Genomic DNA, 19,166 nt, shown 5'->3' with positions numbered 1-19,166 from the left:
GGTCAGGGGGCGGGAACGGTAAATGGCTGCTCCCACCAGTCCTCGACGCTGCCGTCGTGGCCGTGCAGGCGCAAGCCCAACCAATGCGTGCCGGGCGTCAGCGCGCGCGCGTCCAACGTGGCAGTGAAGCCGACGCGGGGATGTTGCGGGTCGGTGGAGATTTTCCAGTACGGGCGCACATCCAGGGTGGCGCCGTAGTCGGCGCGTCCAGCGGGGCGACCATCGACCAGCAGCTCGACGCGCGACAGACCCACGCCGTCTTTGAAGGCCCAGCCACGCACCTGGATGGTGGCCGTGGCGGCAACGCCCGGCAGCGGCGCATCGATCCACGCCATCGCAGGCGCGATGCAGGGGCCGGGCTGGCGTTGCGCCGGCAGCGCGAACAGCAGGAAGCGCTGATAGCCGTGGTCAGTGGAGACCACCTTGGGCGGCGGCAGTGGCCCGACCATGGCGCAGATGGCGTGGTAGCGCGTGAGCAGATCGCGGTAGCGCTGATCGCTGGGCGAGAGCACCAGCAGACGCGGGCCGCTGCGCTCGCCATGGCTGAGCAGCCCCCACTGGGCCAGTTGCGCCGAGCGGCCATGCTTGTCGTTCAGATCAGCCTGCAGCACTTCGATCTGTGCATCGTGCAATTGGAAGCCGAGCTCGGCGCCTACCTTGAAGTTTTCCGCCAGCACGCGGGTGCCAGGCGGCAGCTGCGCGAGTTCGGTTTTGACCGCGCGCGCCAGGTCTTTCCAGCCGGCAAAATTGCGCGGGTAGTATTTTTCGCCCGCCGCTTGCGCACGGATCGCCGGCACCGACACCGCCAGGTAATAGCTGTAGGCGCCCAGCATGCCGAGCAGCGCGATCAGCCAGGTGGCACGCCGCAGCGGGCGTGGCCAGCGCATCAGGATCACCGGCGCGGCGACCAGCAGGGCGAGATAGCCCGGCAACGGCCAGTGGAAGCTGATCCGCTCGGCATCGCAGAAGAACCCCAGCACGAAGATCGCCAGCGTGGAAATGCCGCCCAGCAGGCCGAAGTAGCGCCACTGCGCACGCGAGCCGCCACTCCCGGCACGGGTGCCGGCCAGGCTGACCTTGACCATCGCCCAAGCCAGCAATGGCGTCACCAGCGCGGCCTGGATCAGCAAAAACCACAGCCCGGTGATCTGGAACGTCCACGGATGCCGGTCTACCAGCTGAAAGCGCAGGCCTGCCTCGTCATGGTCGGTGTTCCAGAACAGCAGCGGCAGCCAGCTCATGGCGCCTACCGTCAGCGCCATCCAGATGCGTGGGTCGCGCAAGACCGCACGCCCCTGCGGAATGCACAGCAAGGCAATGCATCCCACCCCGATCACACCGACAAAGCGGTAGTGGCTCAGTGCACCGATGACCAGGCCGATGGCGAGCTCCAGCGCGCTGGTGGCATCGACCTCGCGCAACAGCCGCGCGCCCGCATCCATGCACAGCACCGCTGCCAATGCCATGGGCACATCGGGCACCGCCAGGATGCCAAGCGTGGCCGACAGCGGCATCAGCAAGGTCAGGCTACCGGCCTGCCAGCCCAATGTGGAGCCGAACCAGCGCGTGGCGATGTGCGCAACCAGCCACGGCAGCAGCGCAGCGATCGCCAGAAACGGCAGCCGCAGCGCCAGTAAATGGTGTCCGCCAAGTTCTACGCCCAGGCGCGTCAGCCAGGCGGTCATGCCTGGCAGATCCGAGTACGCCGCCGCCAGATGCTGGCCTTCCTGCCAGTAAAACGCCTCGTCCACGAACAGCGGCAGACGCGCGGCAATCAATAGCTTGACGGCCGTCGCCAGTGTCCACAGGATCACGAAGGTGCGATGTGCGCGTTGGTCCCCTGGCATTGCCCTGTGCACTCTTCTTCCACCTACGGATTTGTGATGTCGACACCGCTGCGTTCCACGGAAATGCTAACCGATGCGCTGCGCCAATCGCTGCGGCGCGCACAGGACCAGGTCAATTCGCTGTTGCTGGGCAAGGCACAGGAAGTGCGCCTGGCGTTCGTGGCGCTGCTGTCCGGGGGACATCTGTTGATCGAGGACCTGCCCGGCCTGGGCAAGACCACCCTCGCCCACGCCATGGCGTCCAGCCTGGGCCTGGGGTTCCAGCGCGTGCAGTTCACCTCGGACCTATTGCCGGCTGATGTGCTCGGCGTGTCGGTCTACGACGCGGCCTCGCGCCAGTTCCAGTTCCATCCCGGCCCGGTGTTCACCAATGTGCTGCTGGCCGACGAGATCAACCGCGCGCCGCCGCGCACGCAGAGCTCGCTACTGGAAGCGATGGCCGAGCAGCAGGTCACCCTGGACGGGGTGACACATGCGCTGCCGGAGCCGTTCTTCGTGATCGCCACGCAAAACCCGGTTGATCTGTCGGGCACCTTCCCGCTACCGGATTCGCAACTGGACCGCTTCCTGCTGCGGCTCAGCCTGGGCTACCCCAGTGCCGATGCCGAACGGGCGCTGCTGTCGGGCGTGGATCGTCGCGAGTTGATCGCCCAGGCCGCACCGCAGTTGAGCGATGCCGATGTCGTGGCGCTGCGCGCGGGGGTCAACCACATCCACACCAGCGAGGCCTTGATCACCTACGTGCAGGCGCTGCTGCTGCGTAGCAGGCAGCACGCCGGCGTGCGCGTGGGCCTGTCGCCGCGTGCGGGGATTGCGCTATTGCGCGCAGCCAAGGCCTACGCCCTGCTGCTGGGGCGTGAGCATGTGCTGCCGGAGGATGTGCAGGCGTTGTTCGTGGCGGTCGCCGGGCACCGCCTGGTGCCGGAAGCCGAATCATCGTCCGGGCCGGCGCTGGCCAAGGCGTTGCTGCACAGCGTGCCGGTGGACTGAGCACGTGCGTGCGCACCTGCGTGGCATGGGCCGACGGCTCAGCCTGCTGGCCCGCCCGCGCGGGCCGGAAGCTGTGCCGATCGTGCTGGATCGGCGCCGGATCTATGTGCTGCCCACGCGATTTGGCCTGTTTCTGGCGGCCTTGCTGATGGCCATGCTGCTCGGCGCGCTGAACTACAACAACAACCCGGCGTTGTTGCTGGCGCTGCTGCTGGCCACCGCCGGCATCGCCAGCAGCATCGTGGCGCACCTGCAATTGTCGGCACTGCGGATCGAAGCGGTCTCCGCCGAACCGGTGGTGGCCGGCGAGCCGCTGCGCATGCGGGTGTCATTGGCCCGCCGCGACACCCGCGCCCGCCGCGGATTGCGCCTGGATCATCTGGAGCACAGCGGTTTTTGCTCGCTCACCGACTACGACAACGCGGACGTGGATCTGCTGGTGCCCACCGTGCGTCGCGGCTGGCAAGACATCGAGCGCATTCGGCTGTCCAGCACCCAACCGCTGGGGCTGGTGCGCGCCTGGTCATGGGTCTGGCCGGAAACACCGCTGCTGGCCTACCCGGCCCCGGAAGCGCACGGCCCCGCGCTGCCCGATGGAGCCGGCTCGCCCAATCAGACCCGTCTGCATGCACAAGGCGAGGAGCTGCACCAACTGCGTCCGTACCGGGCCGGCGACGCACCTCGCACGATTTCGTGGAAGCACTCGGCGCGCCGCGATGCGCTGCTGGTGCGCGAATACGAGCAGCCGCTGGGCGTGGAAGTCACCCTCGACTGGCGCAGCCTCAGCGCGCTGCCCTACGAACGCCGCATCGCGCGGCTGACGCGCTGGGTCAACCTTGCCGAACGCGATGGCCGCCGCTACCGGCTGCTGCTGCCGGGCCAGCCGCCGCTCGGTCCTGCGCACGGCCCGTCGCACCATCATCTGTGCCTGCGTGCGTTGGCGCTGCTACCGCATGACTGAGCCTACCGCCCCGATCACCCAGGCCAGCCGCGGCTGGGTACTGGCCACCACCTGGCTGGCGCTGGCGCCGCTGCTGCTGCAGTTGCCCGGCCTGCTCGCCGGCACCATCGCCGCCGCCGCGCTGCTGGTCGGCGTGATGAGCTGGCGCGGCAGCTTGATGGCACCGGTCCGGTTGCTGTTGGTCATCGCGATGCTGGCGGCGGTGTACTGGCAGATCGGCATGCGCTTCGGGCGCGACACCGGCTGCGCGGTGCTGGCGGCGATGCTGGCGATCAAGGCCTCCGAATTACGCACCCTGCGCGATGCGCGCAGCCTGCTCGGCTTTGCGTTGTTCGCACCGTTTGCCGCGTTCCTGCTGGACCAGGGCCCAGCCACCATGGGCCTGGCGTTGCTCGCGGTGCTGAGTGCGCTGTTGTGCATGCAGCGCCTGGCCGACGAGGAACACCGCACCGGCACGCCAGGGCTGCGCCTGCAATTGCGCAGCATCGGCAAGCTGGTGGCCATTGGCGTGCCGTTGGCCCTGGCCACGTTCTGGCTGCTGCCACGCTTGAGCTCGCCGCTATGGGGCGTGCCGGAGCGGGCGCTGTCGCGGCCCGGACTGTCGGACAACATGTCGCCGGGCGAGTGGATCGACCTGATGGCCGATGACAGCCCCGCCCTGCGCGTGCAATTCACCGGCAAAGCGCCGCCACCGGAGCAGCGGTACTGGCGCGGCCCGGTAATGTGGGATTTCGATGGCCGCACCTGGCAGCGGGCGCGCTGGACCGGCCGCGCGCAACCGGCCGCCTTTGCTGCCGGGCCGGCAACCTATCGCTACCGCCTGGACTACGAGCCCACCGACCGCCGCCAGCTGGTCGCGCTGGATCTGCCGGTGCAAGGCGTTGCAAACGCCGAACTGTCGCCCGACTACGAGTTGTTCGCGCAGCGCCCATTGAGTGCGCTCACCCGCTGGGACCTGCAGTCCGCACCACCGGCACGCTTCGACACCGAGCTACCGGCGCCGCTGCGCGCACGCGCATTGGCGCTGCCACCCGGCTTCAATCCACGCACCATCGCCCTGGCCCGCCAGTGGCGTGCCGAAGCGGGTCGTGACGATGCCGCAGTGGTGCAACGCGCGCTGCAATGGATCACGCACGAATTCGCCTACACGCTCGACACCCCGCTGCTCGGGCGCAACAGCGTCGATGAGTTTCTGTTCCAGCAGAAGGCCGGTTTCTGCGAACACTTCAGCTCGTCGTTTGTGGTGCTGATGCGAGCGGCCGGCATCCCTGCGCGCGTGGTCACCGGCTATGCCGGCGGCACCTACAACGGGCTGGGCAATTACTGGGTCGTGCGGCGCATGGACGCGCATGCGTGGAGCGAGGTGTGGCTGGCCGGCCGTGGCTGGGTGCGCGTGGATCCCACCGCCGCCGTGGCACCGGAACGCATCTACGACACGCTGGAGGATCGCCTGCAGGCAGGTGGCGGCGGTGGCGGCCAGCTGGGCACCTGGGACAGGCTGGGCGAGGTCAGCGACTGGTTGCGTCGCGGCTGGAACGAGCTGGTGCTGTCCTTCGATGCCGACCGCCAGCAGCGGCTGCTGCAACCGTTCGGCATCGACCGCCTGGACACCAACCAGCTCGCGGCCATTTTCGGCGTATTCGCGGTCAGCGCACTGGCCTGGATGGGGTGGCTGCTGGCGCGCGGCGAACGCGAACGCGACCCGCTGCTGCGCGCCTGGCATCGGCTCGGGCGCCGTTACCGCAAGCTCGGCCTGGCCCGCGAACCGCACGAACCGGCCACCACCTGGGCGCAACGTGTGGCACAGCACCATCCCCACACGACACTGTTGGCACTCAGCCAACGTTTCGCTGCGGCGCGCTACGCTGGCGCTGATTCGGACAGCGCCTCTCTCATCAAAGATCTGCAGCAGCATCGCCCGCGAACCGGAGCTTCCTCATGAGTACCCGTTTTCTTCTTCCAGTCATCGCTGTCCTCGGGCTCGCTGCCTGTGCCACGGCGCCCAAGCCGTTGCAGGGCCAGTTCCCCACGGTCAGCCCGAGCGACTCGACCGCCAGTGCACAGGTCGGCACCTCGGTGCGCTGGGGCGGCAAGATCATCCAGACCAAACCGGCCCAGGGCCAGACCTGCTTCGAGCTGATCTCGCGCCCGCTCAACGCCAGCGGCCGCCCGGACCGTAATGCGGTGGATGCCAGCGATGGCCGCTTCCTCGCCTGCCGCGCGGGCTTCTACGACCCGGCGGTGTTCGAGCCAGGTCGCGAAGTGACCTTCATCGGCAAGATCGAAGGCTACGAAACCACCAAGATCGGCGAGTACGACTACAAGCTGCCCAAGGTGGCCGCCGATGTGGTCTACCTGTGGCCGCAGGTGCGCGAGGTCGATGTAGTGCCGGCCTACCCGTACGGCCCCTGGGGCGACCCGTGGGGTCCGTGGGGCCCGCGCTGGGGCGGCGGTTGGGGCCGCGGTTGGTGGTAACCAGCCACAGCTGAGATGACACAAAAACGCCGCTCACAGGGAGTGGCGCTTTTGTGTGTGGCGTCCGATGCAGCAGGATCCTCTGGGCCTAACCACATCTGATCACGGCGTACCGAAACGCCCCAGCGGCGCACCGGCCAGCAGATGCAGATGGATATGGAACACCGTCTGCCCAGCATGCTCGCGGCAGTTCATGACAATGCGGTAACCATCCTGCGCCAGGCCTTGTTCGCGCGCATATGCCGCGGCCGCCAGCGCCAACTTGCCGACCAGCAGCGCCTGCTCCGGCGGTACATCGTCCAGGGTCGGGATCGCATGCACCTTGGGAATGAAGAGCACATGCACCGGCGCCTGCGGTGCGATGTCCTCGAATCCCAGCACCTCGTCGTCTTCATAGACGATGGTGGCGGGAATTTCGCGACGAATGATCTTGCCGAAAATGGTGTCGGTCATAGGAAGGGAATCGAGAATCGGGATTGGGGAATCGCAAGAGCTTACCGCGCGGGCTTCTGACTTTGCTTCTCCGATTCCCCATTCACGACTCACGATTCCCAGCGCTTAAAGCACCTCACTACGCGTGCCGAAGGCATGCGACAACGTGCCGCGATCCACGTACTCCAACTCGCCGCCCAGCGGCATGCCTTGTGCGAGCCGGCTGGGGCGCACGCTGTGTTGGCGGGCCAGTTGCGCCAAGTAATGCGCGGTGGCCTCGCCCTCGACGGTGGCGTTGGTGGCGATGATCATTTCGGTGACCTCGCCCGCTGCCAGACGCTCGGCCAGGCGGTCCAGGCCCAACTCACGCGGGCCGATACCATCCAGCGGCGACAAACGCCCCTGCAGGATGAAATAGACCCCGCGGTAGCCGGTGGCGTGCTCGATCGCCAGGCGATCGGCGGGCGATTCCACCACGCACAGCTGCTGCCGATCACGGGCGGAATTGGCGCAGATCGCGCACACCTCCCACTCGGTGAAGTCGCGGCATTGCACGCAATGGCCCACCTTCTCCACCGCATTGGCCAACGCCGCCGCCAGCCGCCGCCCACCCTCGCGCTCACGCTCGAGCACGTGGTACGCCATGCGCTGCGCCGACTTCTGACCCACACCGGGCAGCACCCGGAAGGCTTCGATCAGTTGTTCTAGAAGGGAGGACATGTGCTCGGGAATCGGGAATCGGGAATGGGGATTGGGGAATCGCAAAAGCAAAGGTGCACGTTGCTTCACGATTCCCGACTCCCTACTCCCGATTCCCAGCCTCTCAGAACGGCAACTTCATGCCGGGCGGCAACTGCATGCCGGCCGTGGCCGAGCCCATGCGCTCCTTGGATTCGGCATCGATCTTGTTGGAGGCATCGTTGAAGGCGGCGGCGATCAGGTCCTCGGCCATCTCCTGGTCGGAGAGGATGCTCGGGTCGATGCGCACCTTGCGGCATTCCTTGGCACCGGTGAGCGTTACGCTGACCATGCCGCCGCCGGCGCTGCCGGTGACTTCCAGCTTGGCCAGTTCTTCCTGGGCGCGCTGCAGGTTTTCCTGCATCTTCTGCGCCTGCTGCATCAGTTGGGCAATATTTCCACGCATGCGGGGTTACTCGTCGTAAGGGCGGATGGAATCGGGAACGACCCGCGCGCCCTGCTGCTGAATCAGCTGCTGCACATTCGGGTCATTCATGAAGGCGGTTTCGGCCGCACTCTGGCGCTCGCCTTTCTGGCGATTGGCGCGCTCGTGCAGGGTCTCGACGTCGGCGCTGCCGGTCTCGATCACGATGCGCGGCGTGTTGCCCAACTCCGGCGCCAGCGCCTGGGCAAGATTGGCGATGGAACGTTCGGAATTGAGATATTCAAAGCCCGGCGCCAGCGCCAGGCGCAGCACGCCGTCGCGATGGCCGATGAAGGCCGCATTGGCAGCGAGCTGGCGCGAGGGGCCATTCAAACCGCTGCGCGTGACCAGCTCCAGCCATTGCTCGGCATCGGCGATGTGTCCGTCGTCGAACGCAGCGGCCGGCGGTGTCACCGGCGCGGGCGCAGACGGCGGAGCCACATGCACCACCGCATCCATGGCAGCAGGCGCCGCGTCGTCGGCCACGGTCGCAGGCGGCGCCATGGCCGCTTCCGGCGCCATCAACGGCACAGCAGCAGGCACCTCGGCAGCGGCACGTTGCGGTGCAGCCTGTGCACGCACCGGTGCGTCGTCCACCGCCCACGGCGGTGTGTCATCCGTGCGCGCAGGCGGCGCTGACGGCGCAGGTTCGGCCGCGGGCGTGGGCAACACCACCACCGGCGATGGCGCGGCAGCGACGGGGCGCGCGGACACCACGGGGGCCGGGCTGACGTCGGCTGCCTTGGCCGATGTCGCCGCGGCCGCAGGTGCGGCGGCAGCAGGCGCCGCCTGCACGCCGGTCGTCGTCCCACGCGTGTTGCCGCCGGCGCTGGCACCACGTCCATCGTCGCCGCTGCCGGCCGGCACCGCGGCAGCCGGCCGGAACGCGAGCATGCGCAGCACGGCCATTTCAAACCCGGCGCGCGGACTCGGCGCCAGGTACAGATCGCGGCGCCCGTTGAGCGCCATCTGGTACCAGAGCTGCACCACTTCCGGCCGCAGCCGCGCGGCAAAGCCGGTCGGGTCGATGCCATCGCCTACGAACGCCACCGACGGCACCAGCTGCTGCACCTGGATGCGATGCAAGGCCTCCGCCAGCGCCTCCAGCACGCCGCTCCAGTCGGGCGAGAATTCCGCCAACGCGGCAACCACCTTCAACAACTGCGCGCCGTCCCCATCGGACAGCGCCTGCAACATCGCGCCGACCTGGGTGCGGTCGACCGTGCCCAGCATGGTGCGCACCACGTCTTCGCGCAGCGCACCGCCGGCATAGGCGATGGCCTGGTCGAGCAAGGACAGCCCGTCACGCAGCGAGCCATCGGCCGCCTTGGACAACTGCACGATCGCCGACGGGTCCGACTCGATCTGCTCGGCCGCCAGGATGCGGGTCATCTGGCCCTGGATCTGGTCTTCGTCCAGCCGCTTGAGGTTGAACTGCAGGCAGCGCGACAGCACCGTCACCGGCAGCTTTTGCGGGTCGGTGGTGGCCAGCAGGAATTTCACGTGCTCCGGCGGCTCTTCCAGCGTCTTCAGCAGCGCATTGAACGCTGCCTTGGAAAGCATGTGCACTTCGTCGATCAGGTAGACCTTGAACTTGCCGCGCGAGGGCATGTACTGCGCGTTTTCAATCACTTCGCGCACATCGTCCACGCCGGTGTTGGACGCGGCGTCGATCTCCAGCAGGTCGATATAACGCCCGGCATCGATGTCCAGACAGGCCGGGCACGTGCCGCACGGATCGGCACTGGTGCCGGTCTCGCAGTTCAGCGATTTGGCGAAGATGCGCGCGATGGTGGTCTTGCCCACGCCGCGGGTGCCGGTGAACAGGAACGCGTGGTGCACGCGGCCACTGTCGAGCGCATTGCTGAGCGCGCGGACCACGTGTTCCTGGCCAACGAGTTCGGCAAAACGCTTCGGGCGCCACTTACGGGCGAGAACGAGATAGGACATCGGGAAACCAGCGAACGTTGAACCGATATTGTGCCACGCCGCGCACTCTTGATCGTTCAGCGACGGGCCGTCGGCCGCAGACACGCACCGGTCGGATCGACAGCGGCGCAGTGCCGGCAGCGTGACGCGCGCGCAGCGCCAACTGTCGCTGCGGCATCGGACCTGAAGGGGGTGGTGTCCCCGCCGGTTGACCTCGGCGCCCGCATCAATCGATACCGTTGCTGCCTTCCGGCCCTGGCGGGATTTTCGATCTAGCGTCGCGAGGGACCGACGGGGCCACCATAAGACGTGGGCCACCGGCGTGGCCCTGGATGTCGGCAACGTGCACAAGCGCGCAACGCAGACATCATGAAACTGGCGGAGAGAGGGGGATTCGAACCCCCGAAGCGCGGTTTAGACGCTTACACACTTTCCAGGCGTGCTCCTTCAACCACTCGGACACCTCTCCGTGCCTGTCGGGCGGCCTGGCCGTCGACAGAAGCGGAATTCTAGCTGTCGCGCGCGGCTTTAACAAGGTTAGTCTCGGCGCGGCCCGCAGAGGGCGCGACAGAATTGCGGCGCCGCAAAGGAACCCACCCGCGCGGGCACCTGTCGATTTCGAACACCAGCCGCGCTCGCCTGGCAGTTGCACCGCAGGTGAGGCATTGCCTTACTGCGACTCCGGATGCAGCCAGCCGGCATCGCCTTCCAGGTAGTGCTCGTGCTTCCAGATCGGCACGCGCGCCTTGACCTCGTCGATGATGAAGCGGCACGCCTCGAATGCGGCGCCACGGTGCGCCGCGCTGACGCCAACCCACACCGCCATTTCGCCGATGCCCAGCTCGCCCACGCGATGCACGCACTGCGCCTGCAGGATGGAGAACCGCGTCATCGCCTCGTCTAGCACACGCTGCCCTTCGGCCTGTGCGAGCGCGGCATAGGCTTCGTAGCGCAGCCCGGCAACGCTGCGGCCATCGTTATGGTTGCGCACCCAACCCTCGAAGCTCGCAAACGCACCAGCGCGCGGGTGCTCCAGTGCCTGCCGCAACGCTTCCACCTGCAGGGGCGCGTCTGACAGCGCGAAGCTTGGCCTGATCTGCTCATGCATGCTCAACCTCCAGAGACCGGCGGAATGAAGACCACTTCGCTGCCATCGCGCAGCGGGTCGTCCCAGCGCGCGAACGCGCCGTCCACCGCCACGCGTAACTGCGCCGGCGTCCAGCGCAGCCCGTGCCGCGCATCCAGCTCCGCATACACGCCGCGCAAATCGGCTGCATCCGAGTGCACTTGCTCGCTGGCAATGCCGGCAGCCTCGCGCAAGCTGGCGAAGTACAACACGGTGATGGTGGCGCTCATCGCGCAGCTCCGATATCGCGCTTGCCGCCACGTTTGGACAACAATTTGGTCGGGCCGATCCGCATGCTGTGCGAGAGCGCCTTGCACATGTCGTAGACCGTCAACGCCGCCACGCTGGCGCCGGTCAGTGCTTCCATCTCCACGCCGGTGCGATGCACGCAGCGCACCGTGCAGACGATCTGCAGCACCTGCGCGCCCGCCCAATCGATCTCGAAGCGGCAGCCATCGATAGGCAGAGGATGGCAGAACGGAATCAATTCATGCGTACGCTTGACCGCCATGGTGCCGGCGATCACCGCCGTCTCCACGATGCCGCCCTTGGCGCTGCGCAAGCCGTTGGCGCGCAGTTGCGCTGCCACGGCAGCAGGAAAATGCACCCGGCTTTCCGCGGTGGCACTGCGTGCGGTGACCTGCTTGTCCGAGACGTCCACCATGGTGGGCAGCCCGGCGTCGTCCAGGTGGGTGAGACGTGCGGAAGTAGTCTTTGCTGGCATGGGAAACGACACGGGAACAGAACGTCAGGATGCGGGATTGTCGGTGAACGGGGTGGCTTGATGAAACAGCATCCGCCAGCACGCACCATCCAGGCGCCGTAGCGAACTGCGCAGGGCGCATCGCACCACGCCGTCGGCGTGCACGCGGGTGCGATAGCGCAGCTGCGCCAGCTGTGGGACCAGCAGCACGCAGCTGAAGTTGTCGGTCACGTAACCGGCAACCACCGCACTGGCGGTCAACGCGGCGATGACCTCCTCGCGTGTGTAGCACCGGCCCGACGCACCGAACTCGACGAACGCGGGATCCAGCAACGTCTCCAGTTCGCCCGCCGCGCCACGCACCTGTGGATCGAGCAGACGCAGCTCCAAGTCGCGCAACTGCGTCAGCAGCGCAGCGGCGCTCACCCGCCGATCAGGAACATCTCGACCGGCTTGCGACGCCGGGAGGTGGACGCGCGCACTTCGCTATAGCGGTCCGCACGCACGCTCCAGCGCTGGCGCAGATGCGTGGCCAGGCCCTGCTCGCCCTCGGCCAGTGCCGGCTTGAGGTCATGCCCCTGACTGGCAAACAGGCAGGTGTAAAGGTGCCCATCGGCAGAGACGCGCGCACGCTGGCAATCGCCGCAAAACGGCACGCTGACCGAACTGACAAAGCCCACCTCGCCCAGCCCATCGGCGAATGCGTGCCGCTGCGCTACTTCGCCGGTGTAGTTGGCATCCAGCGGCGCCAACGGCCACCGCGCATGGATCCGGTCGCGTAACTGCGCGGAGGTCACCACCGCCTCGGGCCGCCAGCCATTGCAGCTACCCACATCCATGAATTCGATGAAACGCAACACATGCCCGGTGCCACGGAAGTGCTCGACCAACGGCAGCACCTGGTCTTCGTTGACGTCGCGCTGCACCACGCAATTGATCTTCAGGCGCTCAAATCCGGCCTGCTCGGCCGCGGCGATGCCGGCCAGTACCTGGTCGATCTCGCCACGCCCGCCGCTCATCTGGCGGAACAGCGCAGGCTCCAGCGCATCCATGCTCACGGTGATGCGGCGCAGCCCGGCCTGGCGCAGGGCCACGGCCTGGCGCGCCAGCAGCGCTCCATTGGTGGTCAGCGCCAGGTCCTCGATGCCCTCGATCGCCGCCAGGCGCTGGATCAGCACCGGCAGGTTCTTGCGCAACAACGGCTCGCCGCCGGTCAGGCGCAGCTTGGTCACGCCCACCGCCACGAAGGCGCGCACCAGGGTTTCCAACTGGTCAAAGCTCAGCCGCTGGTCAGCTTCCAGCCCGTAATCGTCCGGCACGCGGTCGGCCGGCATGCAGTAGCCACAGCGAAAATTGCAGGCCTCGATCACCGACAAGCGCAGGTCGCGCAGCGGCCGGCCGTAGCGGTCCTGCATCGGTGCGGCGCTCAGGTCCGGCAGCATCAGGGCACCCATCAGCGCGGCGCCATGGCGGCAGTGGGTGTTGCCAGCGCAAGCACCTGGCCAGGCACAGCCACGCGGTGGCCGCGTGCCCGCAGCACGTCGCCGTCGGCGTTGCTGGCGTAGTGATACAGCCACATGCGGCTCAACAGGTCCTGCGGGTATTCCCGCTCCAGGTCATCCACACCAGTATGCGACGGGTTGCCGTGAACGCCGCAGTCATGCGCGATGAGCTCGCTGTCATCGGCATAGCGCGCCAGCATCTCCGGGATCGGCCGGGTGTCGCCGGTCCAGACCAGCGCACCCTGCAGGCGCAGCCCGTAGGCGGTCTCCGGCCAGTGGTGGCGCACCGGGAACACCTCCAGGCGCACACCGTCGTGCCAGAACGCCTCGCCCACCGGCACCAGCTGAAATGCATCCCAAAAGTTCGCACCGCCCTCGGCCAGCACGTTCGGGTAGTCGGCAAGCCGCCGCTGCAGCAGCGGCACCACCGGCGCCGGCACGTACAGGCGGGTGCGGCCGCGGCGTTCGGAGAAATAGCTGTCCACGAACAAGCGCTCCAGCCCGCCGACGTGGTCCAGATGCACGTGGGTGATGAAGACCGCCTGTGGCATCTGGGCGTAATGGGCCTGATAGCTGGTGAGCCCTTCGCTGCCGCAGTCGATGGTCAGCCACGGCGCACCGCCACGCTCCAGCGTGGCCATCGGCGACCCCATCGCCACGGCCGACGCATTGCCGACCCCCTGCACCCGCAATGCCCACTCCATCAGTAGCCCCGGCCCCAGGCCAGCTCGTAGGCGCGGTGCAGGCGCTCGTAGTCCTTGTCCACGTCTTCGCGGGTGCGGTTGCCGCGCAGCTTCAGCAGCGAACGATGCAGGCGGGCCAGGTTGCGCTCGCGCCAGCGAGTGGCCGGAATACGCAGCACGCCGCGGTCGAAATCGATCAGCCAGCCATGCCCGCCGGCATCGAACAGGATGTTGTGCGCATTGAGATCGGCGTGATCCAGGCCGGCGCGGTGGAAGCGCGCGATCAGCCGCCCGGTGTCTTCCCACGGTGCGCCGCGGCCAGCCACCTGTGCATGGTCGGCCAGCGACCGCACGTTCTCCAGCCGCTCCATCAACAACGCAGCGCGGTAGCCCAGACCTTCGCGCAGATAGCAGGCCGCCAACGGGCGCGGTACCGGCAGCTTTCGCTTGAGCAGCTCACGCATCAGCCGGAATTCGGCAAAGCTGCGCGTGCGCCCGGCGCCTTTCCAGAGATATTGGTCGCGACTCACGCGTGCGGCCATGCCGCCGCGCCGGTATTGGCGCAGCACGCTGTGGCCAAACGGGGCATCCACGAACCACGCGCCACCGCGCCCGCCCTCGTCTACCGGCCGCGCCCTGTCGCCCCAACGCTGTGGCGAGAACAGCCCGGCATCGGCTTGCCGCAGCCGTTCGCGGTCGAACAGAATGGCGCCGTATCCGCGGCCTTCGCGGTACGGCGTCAGCGCTTCAGTGGCGTCGAAAGAAACCATCCCTCGAGTCTAACAACACCATGGCTTCTACGCCTGCTTCGTTATGCCTGCTGCGCCTGTCCGCCCTGGGCGACGTCACCCACGTGGTGCCGCTGGTGCACACCTTGCAGGCGGGCTTTCCGCAGGCGCAGTTGCACTGGATCATCGACAAGGCCGGGCTGAAACTGCTCGACGGCCTGCCCGGTGTGCACTTCCATGCCTACGACAAACGCAGCGGCTTGGCCGGCATGCGCGCGGTGCGCCAGGCGCTGGCCGCGCATGGCCACTTCGATGCCTTGCTGCAGATGCAGGTCGCATTTCGCGCCAACGTGCTGTCGGCGTTCGTGCCGGCGCGCCGGCGCATCGGCTACGACCGCAGCCGCTCGAAGGACCTGCACGGCCTGTTCGTCAACGAGCGCATCGCCGACCGCCCGGGCATCCATGTGCTGGACGCCATCGGCAGCTTCGCCGAGCCACTGGGCCTGCGCCAGACCGAGGTGCGCTGGAACCTGCCGGTGCCCGCCGACGCACACGCGTGGGCCCAGGCGCAATGGCAAGACGATGGGCGCCCGGTGTTGATGATCTCGCCGTGTTCCAGCCATGTGCGGCGCAACTGGTACCCGGACCGGCACGCCGCGCTGGCCGACCATGCTGCCGCGCAGGGCTGGCGGGTGGTGCTGTGCGGCGGCCGTAGCGAGCTGGAGCGCAGCACTGCCGATGCCATCATCGCGGCGGCGCGCACGCCGGTACTGGATCTAGTCGGCAAGGACACGCTCAAGCAGCTGCCCGCCCTGCTCGCCCGTGCGGCGCTGGTGGTCACACCGGATTCGGGGCCGATGCATATCGCCAACGCGATGGGCACCAAGGTGCTCGGCCTGCATGCCGCCAGCAACCCGCGACGCAGCGGCCCGTATTCGGATGTGCGCTATTGCGTGGATCGCTACGACGCTGCTGCACGCAAGCACCTGGGCAAGCCGGCCGCGCAGCTCAAGTGGGGCACCAAGATCGAGTTCGACGACGTGATGACCTTGATCAGCGTCGACGATGCCATCGCCGCGTTCGAGCGCTATCGCGCAGATCACCACTGAGCTATTGATCAGCGTCAGCGCACCTGAAACACGCGCCGACGATCAGCCCGCATCAGGCGCCGCTGGCGCGGTAGTCCTGGTAGGACTTCTCTTCCACGTACGAAGAACCCAACGCCAGATTGATCTCCTTCTTGATGCGCGCGCGCTCGTCGTTTTCGATATAGACACTGCGTGCCAGCTGCACGAAGGCATCGTCGAAGGACTGCGCCTGTTCCTTGAGGCGAATGTCGTCCTCGATCACCCACAACCGCTCGTTGACCGCTTTCAGCTCCGCGCGCAGGCGAACGATGTCGCGGCCGGCGGCCGGATGCGCCATCCAGCTGGTTTCCAGCGCCGACAACTCATTGCGCACGTTGGCCAACTTGGCCGCGTCCTGCATGCGCTCGGACTTGATCTGCAGAATCGCGATCTTGTCGAGCAGCTCACCAAAGGACACCGGCACCAGGATCTCGGACATGACAGACCTCCAACGAAGAATCGGCAATTGTAGGCATCGCGCCGGCGGGCTGCGACCCGAAAACAAAAAGCCCCCTTGCGGGGGCTGATGTAGCGATGACGCAGAGTGCGCACGAACCAAAACGGTACTGGCACAACGCGTCACCACAATCTGGCGGAGAGGGGGGGATTCGAACCCCCGAGGCGCTATAAACGCCTGCCTGATTTCGAGTCAGGTACATTCAACCGCTCTGCCACCTCTCCAGATGGTCCCCGGTGTCCCAGGGCCGTGCATCATACGAGCACACGCGGTTTGCCACAAGCGGGCGCGGCCTCCCGCAGAGGCCGCAGTGGCAGGGCCGGCGTGAACATCCGCCGCGGCCATTGCGCCCCATCGGTTGCCCGCCGCCTGCGGGGCCGCGATGATGGTGCGGCACATCTCATCCTGGCGACCCCGCACCATGCTCGAATTCGGACACCTCACCCACGTGGGCCTGCGCCGTGACCTCAACGAGGACACGTACTACGGCGACAGCGAGCTGGGGCTGTGGCTGGTGGCAGACGGCATGGGTGGCCATGCCTGCGGCGAGGTGGCCAGTGCGTTGGCGCGCGAAACCATCGTGCGCGAAGTACGTGCCGGTACGCCGCTGGCCCAGGCAGTGCGCATCGCCGACGAGGAAATCATCAAGACCTCGCGCCGCTGCAACGACACTCTGCCGATGGGCACCACCGTGGTGGCCGCGCGCGTGCTCGGGCAGCGTTTCGAAGTGGCCTGGGTGGGCGACAGCCGCGCCTACCTGTGGCGTGACGGTCGGTTGGCGCAACTGAGCCAGGACCACAGTTATGTGCAGGAACTGATCGCCCAGGGCACATTGACCAGCGAACAGGCGCGCGCGCATCCGCATCGCAATGTCGTCACCCAGGCGCTCGGCGTCACCGACCCGGCCCATCTCAATGTCGCCACCATGCAGGGCGAGCTCAAGTCGGGCATGCAGCTGCTGTTATGCAGCGATGGGTTGACCGAAGAAGTGGACGACACCGCGATCGCCGCAACGCTGTCGCAGGCCGATTGCAGTGCCCAGGAATGCGTGGAATGCCTGGTCGCCGCCGCACTCGATGGCGGCGGCTCGGACAACATCACCGCCATCCTGGTGCGCAGTCACTGACTGCGCGGGCAGCGCGTCCTCCAGCGTCGCCTTAACTGGCGACCGCGACCTCGTCCAACTCCGGCGCATCCCACAGCGCACGCCCGGCCTTCTTGCGCAGCCGCTCCAGACGCGCCTCGTGTGCCTGCAGCTCCGAGGGCGCTACCACCACGCGTGGGCGCGGCAGCAACAGCGACGGATCGAACGCGATCATGCCCTCGCCGCCTTCGGCACGTTGGCCGGCATCCATCGCGCCGAAGCCGATCTCTTCCTGCCCGGAGGTCAGCGCGATGTAGACATCGGCCAGGATCTGCGCATCGAGCAAGGCGCCATGCAACTGCCGGTGCGAGTTGTCCACGCCCAGCCGTTTGCACAATGCGTCCAGCGAGTTGCGCTGACCGGGATAACGCTCGCGCGCCATCATCAAGGTATCGACCACGGTGGCGCGGTCGATGATGCGGCCAAACTGATCGCCCAGCAGCGACAGTTCGTTGTCCAGGAAACCCAGGTCGAACGCGGCGTTGTGGATGATCAGTTCGGCGCCGTCGATGTAGGCCAGGAACTCCTCCACCACTTCAGCAAACACCGGCTTGTCCGCCAGAAATTCCAGGGTCAGCCCGGTGACTTCCTGCGCGCCGGGCTCGAAATCGCAGTCCGGCCGCAGATAGCGATGGAAGTTGTTGCCGCTCGGGCGGCGCTCCAGCAGTTCCACCGCGCCGATTTCGACGACGCGGTTGCCCTTGCGCCATTCCAGGCCGGTGGTTTCGGTATCGAGAATGATCTGACGCATGCGTCCTCTTACGATGTTGCGAGGCCACCGCGCTGGGCGATGGCCTGATTGCGGGCAAGCACGTCGACGCGCTCGTTGTCCGGGTCGCCATTGTGGCCTTTCACCCAGCGCCATTCGATGCTGTGACGCTGGGTGGCCGCATGCAGCCGCTCCCACAGCTCGCGGTTCTTGACCGGGTCGCCGCCAGAGGTCTTCCAGCCGCGCCGCACCCAGCCAGGCATCCACTCGGTGATGCCCTGGCGGACGTATTGCGAATCGGTATGCAGCAGGATCTGGCACGGCTCGGTGAGCGTTTCCAGCGCCATGATTGCCGCCATCAGCTCCATGCGGTTGTTGGTGGAATTGGCTTCGCCGCCGGCCAGTTCCTTCTCGCGACCGTTGTAACGCAGCAGGGCGGCCCAGCCGCCCGGCCCGGGATTGCCGAGGCAAGAGCCGTCGGTATGGACTTCAATGGATTTCATCAGGACCTAATTTGGATTGGCGATGTCAGATCGTGGCCACAGGCTGCGGCCAACGCGACGGCAGGGCGATCGGCGTCGGACCGATCGGCGCTGCGGCACGCTTTTCCACTTCGAGGAGATACACCGCACGCCAGGGCGCACGGCTCGGATCGGTGGAGCCGCGGCCGGGGCCCCAGATCGGCCCCAGATACCGCTCCTTGTCCACACATTGCAGCCCGGCCCGCTGCGCCAGCAGCCGCCACCGATCCGGGCGCAACGCCACCGGGCCACGACGCGCCCAGCGGAACCGGTACGGGCTCAGCGGGTTGAGCGTGAACAACCACAGCCGCCCACCCGGCATCAGCACCCGCTCGCATTCGGCCAGGAACTCCGCCGCCCCATTGACCACCGCATGCTGCACCACGATGGCCTGCAGGCTCTCGGCCGGTAACGGGAACGGCAGCGCACAGCGTGCGTCGCCGCCAAAGCGGCTACCGCTGCGATACAGCCGCAAGCCACGCCCCTGCAGGGCGTCGCGCGGTGGCAGATCGGTGGTCGGAGTGACCCACAGCCAGGGCTGCGACGGCCGCATCTGTAGCGCCGCGAGCGCCATTTGGCGCTCCAGCTGGAGCAGGCTGCGGCCTCCACCCGTTTCAAACCAGGATGAGACACCAGCTTGACGGGAGAATGGCGCGGCAGGCATGGTCCC

Annotated in this window: 22 protein-coding genes, 2 tRNA genes and 1 other RNA gene; 6 read left to right on the top strand and 19 right to left on the bottom strand. The window is 67.2% G+C overall.

Annotated elements, in window-relative coordinates; all coding sequences use genetic code 11:
- Positions 1-2: 2 nt before the first annotated feature.
- A complete protein-coding gene (locus ACCQ01_RS05695) occupies positions 3-1,847 on the bottom strand; it encodes a glycosyltransferase family 39 protein (protein WP_228433786.1) in 1,845 nt (614 codons plus the stop codon).
- A 36-nt stretch (positions 1,848-1,883) separates the two neighbouring features.
- Here ACCQ01_RS05695 and ACCQ01_RS05690 point away from each other — a divergent pair, with 36 nt between their 5' ends.
- Genes ACCQ01_RS05690 through ACCQ01_RS05675 form a run of 4 tightly spaced genes read left to right on the top strand, consistent with a single transcriptional unit; the run spans position 1,884 to position 6,273 of the window.
- Entirely contained in the window at positions 1,884-2,837 is a 954-nt protein-coding gene (locus ACCQ01_RS05690; protein WP_228433784.1) for an AAA family ATPase, read from the top strand.
- 4 nt (positions 2,838-2,841) lie between these two features.
- Positions 2,842-3,798: a DUF58 domain-containing protein gene (locus ACCQ01_RS05685; protein WP_228433782.1), complete on the top strand. Its 957-nt coding sequence runs from the start codon at positions 2,842-2,844 to the stop codon at positions 3,796-3,798.
- The gene (locus tag ACCQ01_RS05680) at positions 3,791-5,740 is read left to right on the top strand and encodes a transglutaminase TgpA family protein (RefSeq protein ID WP_228433780.1); all 1,950 of its coding nucleotides are present in this window, start codon (positions 3,791-3,793) and stop codon (positions 5,738-5,740) included. Before ACCQ01_RS05685 ends, ACCQ01_RS05680 begins: the two co-directional genes overlap by 8 nt.
- On the top strand, positions 5,737-6,273 hold the full coding sequence (locus ACCQ01_RS05675) for a Slp family lipoprotein (protein WP_011036208.1): 537 nt from the start codon (positions 5,737-5,739) through the stop codon (positions 6,271-6,273). The genes ACCQ01_RS05680 and ACCQ01_RS05675 overlap by 4 nt, the downstream gene beginning before the upstream one ends.
- 102 nt (positions 6,274-6,375) lie before the next feature.
- On the opposite strand, the gene ACCQ01_RS05670 is transcribed toward ACCQ01_RS05675, so the two are convergent.
- The 13 genes from ACCQ01_RS05670 to ACCQ01_RS05610 form a co-directional block, all read right to left on the bottom strand.
- Positions 6,376-6,726 carry a histidine triad nucleotide-binding protein gene (locus tag ACCQ01_RS05670; protein WP_042595032.1) on the bottom strand — a complete coding sequence of 117 codons (351 nt, stop codon included), beginning with the start codon at positions 6,724-6,726 and terminating at the stop codon, positions 6,376-6,378.
- A gap of 105 nt (positions 6,727-6,831) precedes the next feature.
- Positions 6,832-7,425 carry a recombination mediator RecR gene (gene recR / locus ACCQ01_RS05665; protein ID WP_228433778.1) on the bottom strand — a complete coding sequence of 198 codons (594 nt, stop codon included), beginning with the start codon at positions 7,423-7,425 and terminating at the stop codon, positions 6,832-6,834.
- Positions 7,426-7,528: 103 nt separating this feature from the next.
- The gene (locus ACCQ01_RS05660) at positions 7,529-7,849 is read right to left on the bottom strand and encodes a YbaB/EbfC family nucleoid-associated protein (protein ID WP_011036205.1); all 321 of its coding nucleotides are present in this window, start codon (positions 7,847-7,849) and stop codon (positions 7,529-7,531) included.
- A 6-nt stretch (positions 7,850-7,855) separates the two neighbouring features.
- Entirely contained in the window at positions 7,856-9,817 is a 1,962-nt protein-coding gene (dnaX, locus tag ACCQ01_RS05655) for a DNA polymerase III subunit gamma/tau (RefSeq protein ID WP_228433777.1), read from the bottom strand.
- Positions 9,818-9,994: 177 nt separating this feature from the next.
- An RNA gene (gene ffs / locus ACCQ01_RS05650) (signal recognition particle sRNA small type) lies at positions 9,995-10,091 on the bottom strand.
- An 81-nt stretch (positions 10,092-10,172) separates the two neighbouring features.
- Positions 10,173-10,265, bottom strand: a tRNA-Ser gene (locus tag ACCQ01_RS05645).
- Between the two features lie 201 nt (positions 10,266-10,466).
- Positions 10,467-10,904 carry a molybdenum cofactor biosynthesis protein MoaE gene (locus ACCQ01_RS05640; protein ID WP_011036203.1) on the bottom strand — a complete coding sequence of 146 codons (438 nt, stop codon included), beginning with the start codon at positions 10,902-10,904 and terminating at the stop codon, positions 10,467-10,469.
- 2 nt (positions 10,905-10,906) lie between these two features.
- Entirely contained in the window at positions 10,907-11,152 is a 246-nt protein-coding gene (locus ACCQ01_RS05635; RefSeq protein ID WP_012439072.1) for a MoaD/ThiS family protein, read from the bottom strand.
- Positions 11,149-11,646 carry a cyclic pyranopterin monophosphate synthase MoaC gene (moaC, locus tag ACCQ01_RS05630; protein ID WP_042595029.1) on the bottom strand — a complete coding sequence of 166 codons (498 nt, stop codon included), beginning with the start codon at positions 11,644-11,646 and terminating at the stop codon, positions 11,149-11,151. Before moaC ends, ACCQ01_RS05635 begins: the two co-directional genes overlap by 4 nt.
- 24 nt (positions 11,647-11,670) lie before the next feature.
- Positions 11,671-12,051: a nuclear transport factor 2 family protein gene (locus ACCQ01_RS05625; protein WP_228433775.1), complete on the bottom strand. Its 381-nt coding sequence runs from the start codon at positions 12,049-12,051 to the stop codon at positions 11,671-11,673.
- A complete protein-coding gene (moaA, locus tag ACCQ01_RS05620) occupies positions 12,048-13,079 on the bottom strand; it encodes a GTP 3',8-cyclase MoaA (RefSeq protein WP_228433773.1) in 1,032 nt (343 codons plus the stop codon). Before moaA ends, ACCQ01_RS05625 begins: the two co-directional genes overlap by 4 nt.
- Entirely contained in the window at positions 13,079-13,831 is a 753-nt protein-coding gene (locus ACCQ01_RS05615; RefSeq protein WP_228433771.1) for an MBL fold metallo-hydrolase, read from the bottom strand. Before ACCQ01_RS05615 ends, moaA begins: the two co-directional genes overlap by 1 nt.
- Positions 13,831-14,580 carry a 3-deoxy-D-manno-octulosonic acid kinase gene (locus ACCQ01_RS05610; RefSeq protein ID WP_011036197.1) on the bottom strand — a complete coding sequence of 250 codons (750 nt, stop codon included), beginning with the start codon at positions 14,578-14,580 and terminating at the stop codon, positions 13,831-13,833. Before ACCQ01_RS05610 ends, ACCQ01_RS05615 begins: the two co-directional genes overlap by 1 nt.
- 20 nt (positions 14,581-14,600) lie before the next feature.
- Between ACCQ01_RS05610 and ACCQ01_RS05605 the strand changes: the two genes are divergently transcribed.
- Complete coding sequence (locus ACCQ01_RS05605) at positions 14,601-15,647, top strand: glycosyltransferase family 9 protein (protein ID WP_228433769.1); 1,047 nt, start codon at positions 14,601-14,603, stop codon at positions 15,645-15,647.
- Positions 15,648-15,699: 52 nt separating this feature from the next.
- Here ACCQ01_RS05605 and ACCQ01_RS05600 read toward each other — a convergent pair whose 3' ends face one another.
- Positions 15,700-16,104 carry a DUF6165 family protein gene (locus tag ACCQ01_RS05600; RefSeq protein ID WP_228433768.1) on the bottom strand — a complete coding sequence of 135 codons (405 nt, stop codon included), beginning with the start codon at positions 16,102-16,104 and terminating at the stop codon, positions 15,700-15,702.
- A 151-nt stretch (positions 16,105-16,255) separates the two neighbouring features.
- Positions 16,256-16,346, bottom strand: a tRNA-Ser gene (locus tag ACCQ01_RS05595).
- Positions 16,347-16,543: 197 nt separating this feature from the next.
- Here ACCQ01_RS05595 and ACCQ01_RS05590 point away from each other — a divergent pair.
- Positions 16,544-17,248: a PP2C family protein-serine/threonine phosphatase gene (locus ACCQ01_RS05590; RefSeq protein WP_014506874.1), complete on the top strand. Its 705-nt coding sequence runs from the start codon at positions 16,544-16,546 to the stop codon at positions 17,246-17,248.
- 31 nt (positions 17,249-17,279) lie between these two features.
- Here the strand turns inward: ACCQ01_RS05590 and dnaQ are convergent, their stop codons facing one another.
- Genes dnaQ through ACCQ01_RS05575 form a run of 3 tightly spaced genes read right to left on the bottom strand, consistent with a single transcriptional unit; the run spans position 17,280 to position 19,160 of the window.
- Positions 17,280-18,017 carry a DNA polymerase III subunit epsilon gene (gene dnaQ / locus ACCQ01_RS05585; RefSeq protein WP_228433766.1) on the bottom strand — a complete coding sequence of 246 codons (738 nt, stop codon included), beginning with the start codon at positions 18,015-18,017 and terminating at the stop codon, positions 17,280-17,282.
- A gap of 8 nt (positions 18,018-18,025) precedes the next feature.
- Positions 18,026-18,478 carry a ribonuclease HI gene (gene rnhA, locus ACCQ01_RS05580; protein ID WP_011036192.1) on the bottom strand — a complete coding sequence of 151 codons (453 nt, stop codon included), beginning with the start codon at positions 18,476-18,478 and terminating at the stop codon, positions 18,026-18,028.
- A 25-nt stretch (positions 18,479-18,503) separates the two neighbouring features.
- A complete protein-coding gene (locus tag ACCQ01_RS05575; RefSeq protein ID WP_228433764.1) occupies positions 18,504-19,160 on the bottom strand; it encodes a class I SAM-dependent methyltransferase in 657 nt (218 codons plus the stop codon).
- Positions 19,161-19,166: the final 6 nt, after the last annotated feature.

This window comes from Xanthomonas sp. NCPPB 4037, from assembly GCF_041475695.2.
GTDB lineage: Bacteria > Pseudomonadota > Gammaproteobacteria > Xanthomonadales > Xanthomonadaceae > Xanthomonas > Xanthomonas campestris.
Note: the sequence above shows the minus strand (reverse complement) of the source record. Positions and strands in the feature narration are given on the sequence as shown.

Coding starts and splice junctions, on each gene's coding strand:
- ACCQ01_RS05695 (WP_228433786.1), bottom strand. CDS start 1,847: ATGCCAGGGGACCAACGCGCACATCGCACCTTCGTGATCCTGTGGACA.
- ACCQ01_RS05690 (WP_228433784.1), top strand. CDS start 1,884: ATGTCGACACCGCTGCGTTCCACGGAAATGCTAACCGATGCGCTGCGC.
- ACCQ01_RS05680 (WP_228433780.1), top strand. CDS start 3,791: ATGACTGAGCCTACCGCCCCGATCACCCAGGCCAGCCGCGGCTGGGTA.
- ACCQ01_RS05675 (WP_011036208.1), top strand. CDS start 5,737: ATGAGTACCCGTTTTCTTCTTCCAGTCATCGCTGTCCTCGGGCTCGCT.
- ACCQ01_RS05670 (WP_042595032.1), bottom strand. CDS start 6,726: ATGACCGACACCATTTTCGGCAAGATCATTCGTCGCGAAATTCCCGCC.
- recR (WP_228433778.1), bottom strand. CDS start 7,425: ATGTCCTCCCTTCTAGAACAACTGATCGAAGCCTTCCGGGTGCTGCCC.
- ACCQ01_RS05660 (WP_011036205.1), bottom strand. CDS start 7,849: ATGCGTGGAAATATTGCCCAACTGATGCAGCAGGCGCAGAAGATGCAG.
- dnaX (WP_228433777.1), bottom strand. CDS start 9,817: ATGTCCTATCTCGTTCTCGCCCGTAAGTGGCGCCCGAAGCGTTTTGCC.
- ACCQ01_RS05640 (WP_011036203.1), bottom strand. CDS start 10,904: ATGCATGAGCAGATCAGGCCAAGCTTCGCGCTGTCAGACGCGCCCCTG.
- ACCQ01_RS05635 (WP_012439072.1), bottom strand. CDS start 11,152: ATGAGCGCCACCATCACCGTGTTGTACTTCGCCAGCTTGCGCGAGGCT.
- moaC (WP_042595029.1), bottom strand. CDS start 11,646: ATGCCAGCAAAGACTACTTCCGCACGTCTCACCCACCTGGACGACGCC.
- moaA (WP_228433773.1), bottom strand. CDS start 13,079: ATGGGTGCCCTGATGCTGCCGGACCTGAGCGCCGCACCGATGCAGGAC.
- ACCQ01_RS05615 (WP_228433771.1), bottom strand. CDS start 13,831: ATGGAGTGGGCATTGCGGGTGCAGGGGGTCGGCAATGCGTCGGCCGTG.
- ACCQ01_RS05610 (WP_011036197.1), bottom strand. CDS start 14,580: ATGGTTTCTTTCGACGCCACTGAAGCGCTGACGCCGTACCGCGAAGGC.
- ACCQ01_RS05605 (WP_228433769.1), top strand. CDS start 14,601: ATGGCTTCTACGCCTGCTTCGTTATGCCTGCTGCGCCTGTCCGCCCTG.
- ACCQ01_RS05600 (WP_228433768.1), bottom strand. CDS start 16,104: ATGTCCGAGATCCTGGTGCCGGTGTCCTTTGGTGAGCTGCTCGACAAG.
- ACCQ01_RS05590 (WP_014506874.1), top strand. CDS start 16,544: ATGCTCGAATTCGGACACCTCACCCACGTGGGCCTGCGCCGTGACCTC.
- dnaQ (WP_228433766.1), bottom strand. CDS start 18,017: ATGCGTCAGATCATTCTCGATACCGAAACCACCGGCCTGGAATGGCGC.
- rnhA (WP_011036192.1), bottom strand. CDS start 18,478: ATGAAATCCATTGAAGTCCATACCGACGGCTCTTGCCTCGGCAATCCC.
- ACCQ01_RS05575 (WP_228433764.1), bottom strand. CDS start 19,160: ATGCCTGCCGCGCCATTCTCCCGTCAAGCTGGTGTCTCATCCTGGTTT.